Origin of the sequence: Lysinibacillus sp. FSL K6-3209, assembly GCF_037976175.1 — a bacterium.
Lineage (GTDB): Bacteria > Bacillota > Bacilli > Bacillales_A > Planococcaceae > Lysinibacillus > Lysinibacillus sphaericus_D.
Genome location: NZ_CP150264.1, coordinates 2,892,056 through 2,904,548 on the forward strand (window position 1 = coordinate 2,892,056; position 12,493 = coordinate 2,904,548).

At 37.3% G+C, this 12,493-nt stretch carries 15 protein-coding genes; 11 read left to right on the plus strand and 4 right to left on the minus strand.

What is annotated here, in order from left to right; all coding sequences use genetic code 11:
• Positions 1-117: 117 nt before the first annotated feature.
• Together MHH88_RS14070 and MHH88_RS14075 are read right to left on the minus strand one after the other, a co-directional pair.
• Positions 118-597 carry a DUF456 domain-containing protein gene (locus tag MHH88_RS14070; RefSeq protein ID WP_339258835.1) on the minus strand — a complete coding sequence of 160 codons (480 nt, stop codon included), beginning with the start codon at positions 595-597 and terminating at the stop codon, positions 118-120.
• 63 nt (positions 598-660) lie between these two features.
• Positions 661-2,292, minus strand: coding sequence for a Na/Pi cotransporter family protein (locus tag MHH88_RS14075; protein WP_069509132.1), 1,632 nt, complete (start codon positions 2,290-2,292; stop codon positions 661-663).
• A 195-nt stretch (positions 2,293-2,487) separates the two neighbouring features.
• Here MHH88_RS14075 and MHH88_RS14080 point away from each other — a divergent pair, with 195 nt between their 5' ends.
• From MHH88_RS14080 to MHH88_RS14095, 4 genes are all read left to right on the plus strand, one after another.
• Positions 2,488-2,997: a DUF1189 family protein gene (locus MHH88_RS14080; protein ID WP_339258838.1), complete on the plus strand. Its 510-nt coding sequence runs from the start codon at positions 2,488-2,490 to the stop codon at positions 2,995-2,997.
• A gap of 53 nt (positions 2,998-3,050) precedes the next feature.
• On the plus strand, positions 3,051-3,395 hold the full coding sequence (locus MHH88_RS14085) for a hypothetical protein (protein WP_024361294.1): 345 nt from the start codon (positions 3,051-3,053) through the stop codon (positions 3,393-3,395).
• A 96-nt stretch (positions 3,396-3,491) separates the two neighbouring features.
• A complete protein-coding gene (gene ispG / locus MHH88_RS14090; protein WP_024361295.1) occupies positions 3,492-4,607 on the plus strand; it encodes a flavodoxin-dependent (E)-4-hydroxy-3-methylbut-2-enyl-diphosphate synthase in 1,116 nt (371 codons plus the stop codon).
• A 13-nt stretch (positions 4,608-4,620) separates the two neighbouring features.
• Complete coding sequence (locus MHH88_RS14095; protein ID WP_069509138.1) at positions 4,621-5,193, plus strand: hypothetical protein; 573 nt, start codon at positions 4,621-4,623, stop codon at positions 5,191-5,193.
• 159 nt (positions 5,194-5,352) lie between these two features.
• On the opposite strand, the gene MHH88_RS14100 is transcribed toward MHH88_RS14095, so the two are convergent.
• Positions 5,353-5,481 (minus strand): hypothetical protein, encoded by a 129-nt coding sequence (locus MHH88_RS14100; protein ID WP_255313805.1) that lies wholly within the window; start codon positions 5,479-5,481, stop codon positions 5,353-5,355.
• Between the two features lie 198 nt (positions 5,482-5,679).
• Between MHH88_RS14100 and MHH88_RS14105 the strand changes: the two genes are divergently transcribed.
• From MHH88_RS14105 to MHH88_RS14130, 6 genes are all read left to right on the plus strand, one after another.
• Positions 5,680-6,165, plus strand: a complete 486-nt coding sequence (locus tag MHH88_RS14105; RefSeq protein WP_339263068.1) for a hypothetical protein — start codon at positions 5,680-5,682, stop codon at positions 6,163-6,165.
• A gap of 184 nt (positions 6,166-6,349) precedes the next feature.
• Positions 6,350-6,772 carry a MerR family transcriptional regulator gene (locus MHH88_RS14110; RefSeq protein WP_256093119.1) on the plus strand — a complete coding sequence of 141 codons (423 nt, stop codon included), beginning with the start codon at positions 6,350-6,352 and terminating at the stop codon, positions 6,770-6,772.
• A 31-nt stretch (positions 6,773-6,803) separates the two neighbouring features.
• On the plus strand, positions 6,804-8,132 hold the full coding sequence (locus MHH88_RS14115; RefSeq protein WP_069509203.1) for a hemolysin family protein: 1,329 nt from the start codon (positions 6,804-6,806) through the stop codon (positions 8,130-8,132).
• Between the two features lie 146 nt (positions 8,133-8,278).
• Positions 8,279-8,683, plus strand: coding sequence for a hypothetical protein (locus MHH88_RS14120; protein ID WP_024361300.1), 405 nt, complete (start codon positions 8,279-8,281; stop codon positions 8,681-8,683).
• 189 nt (positions 8,684-8,872) lie between these two features.
• The gene (locus MHH88_RS14125) at positions 8,873-9,322 is read left to right on the plus strand and encodes a helix-turn-helix domain-containing protein (protein ID WP_069509144.1); all 450 of its coding nucleotides are present in this window, start codon (positions 8,873-8,875) and stop codon (positions 9,320-9,322) included.
• A gap of 329 nt (positions 9,323-9,651) precedes the next feature.
• On the plus strand, positions 9,652-10,386 hold the full coding sequence (locus MHH88_RS14130; protein ID WP_069509147.1) for a metallophosphoesterase: 735 nt from the start codon (positions 9,652-9,654) through the stop codon (positions 10,384-10,386).
• A 40-nt stretch (positions 10,387-10,426) separates the two neighbouring features.
• Here the strand turns inward: MHH88_RS14130 and cyoE are convergent, their stop codons facing one another.
• Positions 10,427-11,377 carry a heme o synthase gene (cyoE, locus tag MHH88_RS14135; protein WP_339258844.1) on the minus strand — a complete coding sequence of 317 codons (951 nt, stop codon included), beginning with the start codon at positions 11,375-11,377 and terminating at the stop codon, positions 10,427-10,429.
• 305 nt (positions 11,378-11,682) lie between these two features.
• Between cyoE and proC the strand changes: the two genes are divergently transcribed.
• Entirely contained in the window at positions 11,683-12,483 is an 801-nt protein-coding gene (gene proC / locus MHH88_RS14140; RefSeq protein WP_069509153.1) for a pyrroline-5-carboxylate reductase, read from the plus strand.
• The last annotated feature ends 10 nt before the right edge of the window (positions 12,484-12,493 follow it).

Here is a 12,493-nt window from a genome sequence, read left to right on the forward strand (position 1 = left end):
TCAATGAAAAATACCTCAAATTAAAGATTTCAGCCTTTTGACCGAAATAAATAATCCAATTTCTAATATACCCACTTCTTTAATTTGTTAAACTTTATAATTACCCCCACAATACGTTTAAATAGCAATAAAGAATACGACAATCATCACAATTTGAATAACTGCCTTGGCTACGGTTGACGTTAAAAAACCGATAAGGGAACCCACACCACTTTTTACAGCTTCATTAAAAGTTCTTCGCTCTACCATCAGCTCTGCAACGATGGCTCCTAAAAAAGGCCCAACTAATATGCCGGCAACCGGAATAACGAATGGCCCAATTAATAAACCGATTGTACTGCCCCACATACCTGCATTGGAGCCACCGAATTTTTTAATGCCAAAAGCATTTGCAACCGTATCAGCTCCAAAGAGTAGGACAACAAATAAAATTTCAATTGCCCAGAACCACCAACTTAAATCAGCAAATGAGAAAAATAATCCATAGACAATAAATCCACCTAGTAAAAATAAGACACCTGGGATTATCGGATACACTAAACCAACAAATGATACGATAAAGCAGGCAATCACTACGATCCAGCCAACAACTTCCATAAAAGCTCTCTCCTTTTGTCGTGCATGCCTTACATACGAAAGATATTGCCAAAAAGTTTCAATCTAGTGGCGAATTCCTAAAATAGAATCTGCAATATTCACAGCATGATCCCCAATTCTCTCCAAATTGCTGACAATATCCGTATAGACAATACCAGCAGCGCCACTACATTCGTTTGTATTTAAACGTGCAATATGCTTTTGTCTTAGTTTATCCTCCATATCGTCTATTAAACTCTCTAATTCTGTTACTTCTTGCGCTAGGCTAAGACTCGCCGTATCAAGCGCCTCTAAGCTTTTCCTTACCGCCTCGATGGCAAGACTAAACATACCGATTAAATCTTGCCGCGCAGATTTACTTAAACTCACTTCATGGTGATCCTTATATTGCAATAGCTCCAAAATATTTTCAAAATGGTCGCCAATACGCTCGATATCACGCACATTCGTTAATAGGGTATGGTGCCGTACCGAATCCGCATGAGAAAGCGGCTGCTTGGACACCATAACTAAATAATTCGTTATTTCTTTATCTAAATGATTAAGTGCCACTTCCAACTGTAATACGGTAGGAATATGGGAAGACTCCCCTGTTTTCATGTAGTAAAACGTTTCTTCTAAGCCCCTTAGTGCATGCTCACCCATCCGTAAAACTTCTTCTTTCGCTTGCCCTAATGCAATGGCTGGCGAAGAATCAATGAAGGATGGGTCCAGATGTTTCGTTGCAACATCAATACCACCGTCATGTCCAGGCAATATTTTGGTTACTAATAATGATAATCCTGCGATAAACGGTAGTTGGATCATCATATTAAAGACATTAAACGAACCATGTGCGACAGCAATTTGCATGCGAGCCTCTAAATGAAACAACTGACTAATCCACTGTACATAATTTATAAAAGGGGTAAACAGCAACATAAAAATAACCGTCCCAATCACATTAAATAACACATGGGCAGCCGCTGCTCGCTTTGCATATATCGAAGCACCTAATGAAGCGAGTACAGCAGTAATTGTCGTACCGATATTTTCACCAAATAAAATCGGTAGCGCACTATCTAAACCGATTAATTGTTCAGCATATAAGCCTTGCAAAACGCCAACTGTCGCTGTCGAACTTTGAACGAGCAAGGTAAAAATAGTCCCTAAAAATATCCCGATTACCGGCTGGTTACTCAAATGAATGGTTAATGATGCAAAGTCTGCTAATTCATGTAGCGACTGCATACTAGCACTCATTAGCTCCAACCCTAAAAACAGACCACCAAAACCAAATAAAATTTGACCTATATGATGATAAATAGCCTTTTTAAAGAAAAATAAAAATGCAGCGCCAATTGCGAGGAGTGGATAAAAATAAATACCTATATTAATGCCGATGATAAATGCCGTTATGGTAGTTCCAATATTGGCCCCCATTATAACGCCTATTGCTTGTCGTAATGTTAAGAAGCCTGCACTCACTAAACCAACAGTAATCACTGTTGTCGCCGAACTTGACTGAATACAAACCGTAACGATTATCCCAACTAACACACCCATAAACGGATTCGTTGTAAATCGATTCAACCATTCACGGAGTCTGTCATCTGCCGATTTTTGTAACCCTTCTCCCATATATTTTATGGAAAACAAAAAGACCCCTAATCCGCCTAAAAATTGAAATAATATGCTTTGCCAATCTATTGTCAATGGTATTCGCTCCAATTCTTACGTCTCTACTAATCTATTCCTAATCATTAAATGAAAATGTACAAAAAGTAAAGAAAACCTTTAACTTCTTTACACAATGTTAACATTTTAGCAGGTCATTCTCAGTTAAAGTGATGCAATCCATTTCTAGTCATTCACGAACATGTTAGAATAGCGAATGGAGGAGATATAAATATGAAACACTCACAATTATTAATCGATAGCTTATTACACCCTAAAAAACTAGCAGCTTATCGTTTATTACCTATCGGCAAAGTCATTCAATATACCTTTTTATTAATTACCATTGTTACTGTATTTTCATTTGGACGTTTTTCTACTGATATGTCTGTTAATACTCTTGATATAAGTGGAATAACGGAATACATAGATCAAATAAAATGGCTGTTGTACCCCGTCACATTCATCATGTTATTTGTACTAACAACGATGTTAGTTTTTGGTCAAATTGCGCTCTATGCTCTAGCAGGTTTATTTATTTTAAAAGTTATGAAACGTCGTGGTGAATACCGCCATATTTGGCGCACTACAACATTCGCCATTACTTGGGCGACTATTTTAAGCATGTTAGCAGAATTTGTACCAACTGCCCGAACAATACTCTCAATCTTGTCATTACTTTTAACGATTACTCTATTAATTATTGCCTTTACAAAATATCCAAAACAACCAATTTCAAAATAATAGGCATGATTCCCCTCTCTTCTCAATATAGTGTAGAAAAAGGAGGGGTTTTTTTGCGAGCATTCTTGTTAACTGTTGCCATTGTGCTTATCGCATTTGTCGTAAAAGTAGATTTAACAGAAGGCACATTATCTCTCGCTGCCTTCTATCCAAAAGATGGGCAAAATACACTTTGCGAAGACCAGCGCGAGCCAGCTTACATTACGGTACAAACAATTCAAGGCGATACCATCCATAGCTTATTTGCACTACACCCAGCAAAAATGCCGATGACCTTTCCAGAACGACTGGAGCTCTTTTATCAATTAAATCCTCATTTACAATTACAAGCACTTGTACCAGGCGAAAATATTAAGCTTCCCCTCTCTTTTGAATTCGAAAACGCATGCGGAAAATGAAAAGTTAACGTTTCTTCCTTGTCCTTATTTTCTTACACTGCTAAAATAAGTGTCAGTGACGGCTGAAAGTAGTGGCCCGAAAAGGAGAGAAAGTTAATGAGTGAAATTTGTCACCGTTCAAAAACACGTCCTGTACGTGTCGGTAATTTAACAATTGGTGGTAGTAATGAATTATTCATTCAAAGTATGTGTACAACAAAAACACATGATGTCGAAGCAACTGTTGCAGAAATTCTGCGACTAGAAGAGGCGGGCTGTCAAATTGTTCGTGTTGCAGTGCCAGATGAGCGTGCGGCTGATGCAATTGCCGAAATAAAAAAACGTATCCATATTCCATTAGTAGCTGATATTCACTTTGATTATAAATTAGCTTTGAAAGCAATTGAAAATGGTATTGATAAAGTTCGTATTAACCCAGGTAATATTGGGCGTAAAGAAAAAGTAGAAGCCGTTGTAACAGCTGCAAAAGCAAAAGGCATTCCTATTCGTATTGGTGTAAATGCCGGTTCGCTAGAGCGACACATTCTTGAAAAATACGGCTATCCAACTGCAGATGGTATGGTAGAATCAGCATTACACCATATTAAAATTTTGGAAGACTTAGATTTCCACGATATTATCGTGTCAATGAAGGCATCCGATGTCAATTTAGCGATTGAAGCATATGAAAAGGCTGCACAAGCTTTTGATTATCCGCTACATTTAGGTATTACAGAATCAGGTACATTGTTTGCTGGAACTGTAAAATCTGCTGCTGGCCTTGGCGCAATCCTGTCAAAAGGTATTGGTAATACGCTACGTATCTCTCTATCTGCCGACCCTGTGGAGGAAGTGAAAGTTGCACGTGAGCTATTAAAATCATTTGGTTTAGCGTCTAACATGGCAACGTTAATTTCATGCCCTACATGTGGCCGAATTGAAATCGACCTTATCTCTATTGCAAATGAAGTGGAAGAATATATTTCAACATTAAATGTACCATTAAAAGTAGCCGTTCTAGGTTGTGCAGTAAATGGTCCAGGTGAAGCGCGTGAAGCCGATATCGGTATTGCGGGTGCACGTGGTGAAGGTCTGCTATTCATGAAAGGCAAAACGGTTCGTAAAGTTCCAGAAGAAACAATGGTAGAAGAATTGAAAAAAGAAATTGATAAGCTAGCTGCAGAAATGGCAGAAAAACGTGCGGCTGAAGAAGCTGCCAAAGCGAACGCCTAAGGGAGGTGCTTGCATGACAAAGCCCCGTTTTGGTATTGATATTGACGGCACCGTGACATGTCCGAGTACACTTATCCCGCATATTAATAAGCACTATAATGTCAATATTACACTGGATGATGTTTGTGAATATGATTTTTTATCGGCCTTTCCTTATCCAGTAGATCGCACTGCATTTAATGCATGGTTTAAGGAAAATGAGCCTTATATGTATGAAGTATCAGAAGCTGCAAAAGATGCCAAAGCTATTTTAAATGCTTGGCAACATACTTATGAGCTATATTATATATCTGCACGTGGTCAGAATGTTTCTGATATTACGATGAACTGGTTTAAATCACAGGCTATTCCGTATGATCATATTGAACTTATCGGAAGTCATGATAAATTAGCGACTGCGAAAAAGCATAATGTCGCAGCTTTCTTTGAAGATAAACATGATAATGCTGTGATGCTTGCTGAAGAATTAAAAATACCTGTTATTTTATTCGATACACCATATAATCGTCTTGCTGTACCTGACAATGTTGTGCGAGTGTATAATTGGCAAGAAGCAAATCAGTTTATTTCGAACTACTTTAAGTAATACTTGCAAGAAAATATTTTAAAAATAAAAGTGTTAGATTGACTGTGATCAATCTAACACTTTTTGTCGTCAACGTTGATGTTCCCTTCAATGATGCAACCCTAACTGAACTTGTCTTACCAGATGGACTTCCTTGTTAGCTTCTATCTATTGACATCTCTAAACTTCAAGTATCCCTCGCAGCCAACGCTCCACAAAATTTTCGAAGGTTATTCCATAATTATCATAGACCGCATGATAAACAAAATATGTTCCTAATCGATCGAGTATCTCATCATTAATTTTCATATGAAACCGCTCCCCTTCTTGATATAAGTTACTCAAAATTTCACTCTAGATTACCATTACTATTTCTAATACATTTGAAAAGGTTGTATCGTTGCAAAACCGTCACAATATGCCGGTTACATACCCTTTCTTCACAATTTTCTTTTCGTTAATATAGTAGTAACAACTAGTAAACTGGGGGTACTCCTTGTGAAATGGATGACAAAACTCACTTTTGTAGCATGCCTGTCTACCTTGCTTTCCGGCTGTGGCGATCGAATATCCGAAATCAAAGATGCCGCATCGGGCATTAACTCAGCAGCTGATGCTGCCGCGAGCGCTGTTAGTCGTGATGTCCATGCAATAAGAGCGCTAACGATTAACTACAAAGACCAAACATTTACTATTAATGACCTATTTAAAACTATTTTACGTGACATACGCTGGGAATATGACGCCGAAATAAATGAACTACATGTTCAAGGTACATGGCAAGCACCATTATTCTCTGACCAAGCATGGGATGCGACTATGCAAAAGAAGCTTGCTGAAACGGGTGTAGTGACTGTTACGTGTACAATAGATGACGATCAAATTGATGGCGCGCAAACAGCTGTCACAGTTGTTTTAAATCAAGAAAAAATACTACAAATGAATGGTGAGGATGCATTACATCAACTATACGATACCTATTTAAATAAATAAGGTCTGTAGCTTTTCTAACGATTTTATCGTTTAGAAAAGCTTTTTTTGTAACGATTGATGATTCCTTTAGCAATCCCTTATCAACAATCCGTATTCACAAAAAAATCATATTTTTAAAAATTTTAAAGCGTATTATTTGTATGCTATAAAACTGTCACGTTATAATCAAAGCATCACGTGATGGTTGGGAGGTATTTGCATTGGGACAGAAAAACTAAAAATCGGAGAACTTGCTCAAAAAACTGGCATTACTAAAAGAACGATTGATTACTATACAAATTTAGGCCTGTTGGAGGCAGAACGGTCCCCATCAAACTACCGCTATTATGATCCTGCCATGATTGATCGACTTCATTTCATCGAGGAACGTAAGCAGGAAGGACTTTCACTCGTAGAAATACAACAAGCACTTAATGTCACAACAACATATGAAGAAATCGATGTTCAAATACTACGTTTAAAAATGCAAGATTTAGAGCATGATGTAACTTCTCTACTGGAACAAATGAACAATCAAGACATGAAATATAGCCAAACAATTAAAAAAAATGTTTCACCTGAAAGCATTGCATTAATGCAATCTTTATTATTACTCATTAATACCTAGGAGGTGACGTTCTGTTTTGCAGAACGACTATTTGGAGACCATATTAAATTTATCGATTTTCACTATTTTATTAGCTTTAACCGCCTTTTTCGTGGCAACGGAATTTGCGATTGTTAAAATGCGTTCCTCTAGACTTGATCAGTTAATTGCAGAGGGCAATAAAAAAGCAATACCTGCGAAACACGTTGTCAACCATTTAGATGAATACTTATCTGCCTGTCAGCTTGGTATAACTATAACAGCACTTGGTATCGGGATGGTTGGTGAAAAAACCTTTGAATTTATGTTGCATCCATTCTTTGAAATAATCGGCATTTCGGATAAATTTATCCCTATTTTCACAATCGGTTCTGCTTTCGCTATCGCTACTTTTCTACATGTCGTTGTCGGTGAATTAGCGCCAAAAACGGCAGCTATTCAAAAGACGGAAACAATCTCATTGCTTTTCGCTAAACCGATTATCGCTTTCTATAAATTGATGTATCCATTCATCTGGTTTTTAAACGGATCGGCGCGTATACTTTTAGGTTTCTTCGGCATGAAACCGGCGAATGAACATGAAATTTCACATACAGAGGAAGAATTGCGTTCCTTGTTATCTGAAAGTTTTAAAAATGGTGAAATCAATAAAACCGAGTTGAAGTTCGTGAATAATGTTTTCGAATTTGACGAACGGATCGCTCGCGAAATTATGATCCCCCGAACAGAAATTGCGGGTATTGAAATTAACGAAACCTTCACTAATATTATTCACTTTATCGCATCCGAGAAATATACTCGCTACCCTGTGTATGATGGTGACCGTGATAATATTTTAGGCTTTATTAATGCAAAAGAGTTATTTACACATGGCTTATTAGAGCAAATAACTGATGATTCTTTAGTGCTCGAAAACTTTATTAACCCTGTAATTCGAGTAATTGAAACAACCCCTATTCAACAATTACTAGTTCGAATGCAAAAAGAACGCATTCATATGGCGATTTTAATGGATGAATATGGTGGTACCTCTGGGCTTGTAACGGTGGAAGACATTTTAGAAGAAATCGTTGGCGAAATTCGTGATGAATTTGACGATGATGAAGTTGCAGAAATTCGGAAGATTGGTGACAATCATTATATTTTGAATGCAAAAATGCTTGTAGAAGATGTAGAAAATTTATTGCAAGTATCCCTTGATAACGAAGAAGTAGAAACACTTGGTGGTTGGTTCTTAACAGTAAACAATGGGCTCAAAGCGATTAAAAACATCGAGCTAGCGCAATATGTATTTAGCATTTATGAACAACAGGGTCATCAACTTCACTATATCGAAGTGCGTCCTCTTCATAAAGTTGCACCCGTTCCTACAGAAGGCTAATAAAAGTAAACGAAAGGCTAAGATGATATAGCTTTCACAACTTTAGGGCTATACAAAGTTATCTAAATACTTTTTCCTTATTCCATTATTAGCCATATTTCGATATAATAAATCTGTATATGATTTTATGATCAGGGGGCATTGTTATGAAACTTTTTAAACTTTATCATTCAGACGGTATCCATATTATTACCGATGTAAAAAAACACAAAACAAATATTGAGTTAAAAACAATTACAGGAGAAGTATTATATATTATCGTTGTAACAGATGAAAACTACACAGTATACGATGACCGCTTTGCTGGTGCTTCCAAGCAGTTAAATTCTGTAGAGGCGTTCGATATCGACGGTAGCTTTAGAAGTCTTGACTTTGATAATATGCGCTCATTATTCAAAGAGGCATTCACTAAACTTTTACAGGAAATTGCTGAGTGTGTAAACGATGGAGACGAGCTAGTATATCTTGATACACTTCGACATAAGGTAAGTGCCCAAATCAAAGGAATCCATTTCCGTGTTATTTCGGACACAAAAAAATATGAATATTAAGTAATGGCCTGTTCCACAATTAACAGACTAGACTGCTCAATGAGTAAGCTTTTTTCTTTGAGCAGTCTATTTCTTTAGCTCTGTCCAAGTTCCTCCTTTAACTCTATCTCCAAAATCATCGCTTGCACACCTTCTTCTACTTTTTTCATGTATAATGGAGCGTAACAACCTGAAAGAAAGGGTGTTTAAATGAATCGTGAACAACTCATTTTACTCGTTTCAGAAAAACTAAAATTAATTCGAACAGAAAAAGCATTAACGCAAGATCAAATGAGCGATCTTCTTGGGCTTTCAAAAAAAACACTCGTGCAAATTGAAAAAGGTCGTATTAAAACTGGATGGACAACTGCCGTTGCCGTATGTGCTTTATGTCGTGAAAGTTCCATATTGCAGCATGAGCTAGGTGGTGATCCACTTGAGGTGGTTGACTTAATCGCCAATAACGGCACATTACCGCCAAAGGAAAAAACGATGGGCGGATACATATGGTGGAAAAACCTAAATGAATGGCAAGGCTATCGTTTACAACAAAACGTCATTAGTCAACATTATCGCATTTTAGATACCGACAACTATCGCCTGCTGTCAACCTTTGACGAAACAATTGCCCAGAAAGAATGGAACAACCTTAAGGATTAATATTTACTGATTTGAATATAGACCTCCAAAAAAGGTTTATATTCAAATCACCTAATATTCCGAATTATATTGCATCATCCACTAGCACATTGACTACATCCCTCCCCACTATTCGAACTCTATGGACAAACGAATAATAGCTCTCAACCATTGTGACATAAGATAGAATCACACGACAATCGCGAAAAGTTACTATGTCGTACAACACTTCTCTTAAAATATTTCTTCCATACCTGTGAAATCATCAATAAACGCGAAAAGTCGAATTTTGTAACATTCTTCTCTATAATAATTAGTAACGCCTGTTATACTGGAAAGGATGCTTTTTTATGACACGTATACTAGCAATTAGTGATATACACGGAGAATTAGAACTTCTGGAAAAATTATTATTAAAATTGAAGTTCGATGCCACACAAGATAAATTACTTTTATTAGGGGACTATATTGATCGGGGTCCTGCATCTTGTGGTGTTTTAAATATAATTGAGGAACTACAAGCAACGGGGGCACGTGTACTACTAGGAAATCACGAGGCTATTATGCTCAAAGCTTGTCGTTCTGGTATTCCAAAAGCATGGCATCATTGGATTTCACTTTGTGGCGGGGATGCAACACTTGCAAGCTACGGCTATCAGCCAGAAGATTTTGAAGATGCCATTGCGCAAAACACATTACCTAGCTTTATTCAAACATTGCCAAAGCTTGAAGAACATTTACAGCTTATTGAGACGTTTGAAATGTATATAGAGTTGGAAGATGCCATTTTTGTTCATGGTGGCGTTGTACCTGGTAAAGCCTTAGCGGACACAGATCCTTTACAATTTTTATGGATTCGAGAGGAGTTTCATACCGGCTACGATGGTGAGAAAACTGTAATATTCGGGCATACGCCAACCTATAAATTGCATCAAGATCCAACAAACTACAGTGTTTATTTCGGTGATAATAATATTATTGGTATTGATGGAGGTGCTGTTTTTGGAGGGCAGCTTCATGCGCTCGAATGGCCAACTCGACAAATAACATCTGTTGCAAAAGAAAAGCCAACAAGCTTAGAATAACTTGTTGGCTTTTCAATCATGATTCATCTAAATAAGGTATTTAATATAATTTAAAAATGACCCCAGCTAGGGAATAAATAATAACTGTTGAGAAGAGAATTGTCATATGGAAAAGCGAGAAAACAAACATTTTCGTCGCCCACTTCACTTGATCCGTGTTGCTGTGATAACCGTAAATACTCATTGCAAGCCAGGCAACACTTAATATAAGTGCGACAAGCATAATACCAATACTTAATGAACCAAATAAAAAGCTTGATAGTATTAACAGGATTAAATAAAAATTCGTTTGGTAATACGTACGGCGCATCCCTTTTATTACAGGAAGCATCGGAACGTTAGCTGCTTCATAATCCGCATGCTTACGAATCGCAATTGCATAAAAGTGTGGCATTTGCCATATTACCATCACACAAAAGAGCCCCATTAAAGCAGGATGTGTAATATCAGTAGATACAGCAGCCCAACCAATTAAAGGTGGTACTGCACCTGAAATACTACCAATTTCGGTATTATAAATAGTGCGTCGTTTTGTCCACATTGTATACGGTACAACATATAAAAATACACCTAAGAATCCAAATAATGCAGCTAATGGTGAGGCTAATGCTAGTACAGCTACTCCAACAATAAGCATAGTAATCGCTAATATCATCGTTGATTTTGCTGACATCTCACCTGTTACAGTCGGACGATTTTTCGTACGTGGCATAATGGCATCTATATCACGGTCATACACATTATTAAAAGCTCCTGCCGCACCGATAACAAGTGCCGAACCAATTGTTGCGAAAATGATTTCTGGTATATTGTCCAATAATGTCATTTTATTTTTATACATCCCTAGCGACAAGCCAGCCCACATAGGAATTAAATTGGATTTTATGATACCTGTTTTAACTGTTTGAGCTAAAACATTAGAGCGCGAATGTTTCTCTATTGTTTTTTCTACAGTTTGTGGATTTTGGTCCGTTTTTAGATTTTGTTCCATTCCTCTTAATTCCTTTTCTCTTATAATTTCTACTTACGTCCTTCGATAGAATGAGACATTTTTTGCATTAAACATATCAAATTATTATTTTACCCCTTTTAGGATCGCTATGTCTCAAAGTTCACATAAAGTACATGATTTTATCAATAGAAGGTATAATGTCAATTCACAACTCCTTCTATGATACCACCGACTTGCATGAATTTGAACCTAATTGCCTTCTTTCCTGCATAATACTATTCAAGAAAAACAATCTGCACTATACTAATGGGTATGTTCTATCTAAACGAAGGAGTGTCTAACACGTGAAATACGGATTTATTGGTCTAGGTAATATGACCACAGCCATTATTAAAGGGATGTGCAATAGCGGAGATTTTGATTCCTCTTATATATATGGCTATAATCGTACAAAATCAAAAACAACAAAACTCGCAACCTCTTATGGTATACAAGCAACAACTTCCATCGAGGAACTTATGACAAAATGTGATGTTATTATTTTAGGTGTGAAACCCCAAATGTTGCCTGATGTTTTACCTGAGGTTAAAAAACATCTACAAGAAAAGCATATGATCGTATCCATTGCTGCGGGAAAAAACCTTAATTACTTCCATGGCTATCTTTCCGAGTCCACGCCTATTATTCGCGTAATGCCGAATATCAATGCCCTAATTGGCGCATCAACAAGTTGCTATACAGCAAATGAGCAAGTAACAGAGACACAACTTCGTCTTATCACCATGTTATTTGAAACAATCGGCACAATAATTGAAGTACCTGAACACTTATTCTCCATCTTTACAACAATTGGTGGGGCTTCACCAGCATTCACCTATATGTATATCGATGCATTAGCGCGCGCTGCTGTGCGTGAAGGCATGCCAAAAAACATGGCACTCGACATTGCTGCAAATGCCGTACTCGGCAGTGCGAAAATGATTTTACAATCAAAAGAGCATCCATGGGCGCTGGTCGATCAAGTCTGCTCTCCAGGTGGAACAACCATTCAAGGCGTATCTTCCCTTCAAAGCAATCATTTCGAAACGACAATCCATGATGCTGTTGCAGCTGTAACAGATAAAGACCGCAGTCTCTCTAAATAAATATTCACAA

Coding starts and splice junctions, on each gene's coding strand:
- MHH88_RS14070 (WP_339258835.1), bottom strand. CDS start 597: ATGGAAGTTGTTGGCTGGATCGTAGTGATTGCCTGCTTTATCGTATCA.
- MHH88_RS14080 (WP_339258838.1), top strand. CDS start 2,488: ATGAAACACTCACAATTATTAATCGATAGCTTATTACACCCTAAAAAA.
- ispG (WP_024361295.1), top strand. CDS start 3,492: ATGAGTGAAATTTGTCACCGTTCAAAAACACGTCCTGTACGTGTCGGT.
- MHH88_RS14095 (WP_069509138.1), top strand. CDS start 4,621: ATGACAAAGCCCCGTTTTGGTATTGATATTGACGGCACCGTGACATGT.
- MHH88_RS14100 (WP_255313805.1), bottom strand. CDS start 5,481: ATGAAAATTAATGATGAGATACTCGATCGATTAGGAACATATTTTGTT.
- MHH88_RS14105 (WP_339263068.1), top strand. CDS start 5,680: ATGACAAAACTCACTTTTGTAGCATGCCTGTCTACCTTGCTTTCCGGC.
- MHH88_RS14120 (WP_024361300.1), top strand. CDS start 8,279: ATGAAACTTTTTAAACTTTATCATTCAGACGGTATCCATATTATTACC.
- MHH88_RS14125 (WP_069509144.1), top strand. CDS start 8,873: ATGAATCGTGAACAACTCATTTTACTCGTTTCAGAAAAACTAAAATTA.
- MHH88_RS14130 (WP_069509147.1), top strand. CDS start 9,652: ATGACACGTATACTAGCAATTAGTGATATACACGGAGAATTAGAACTT.
- cyoE (WP_339258844.1), bottom strand. CDS start 11,377: ATGGAACAAAATCTAAAAACGGACCAAAATCCACAAACTGTAGAAAAA.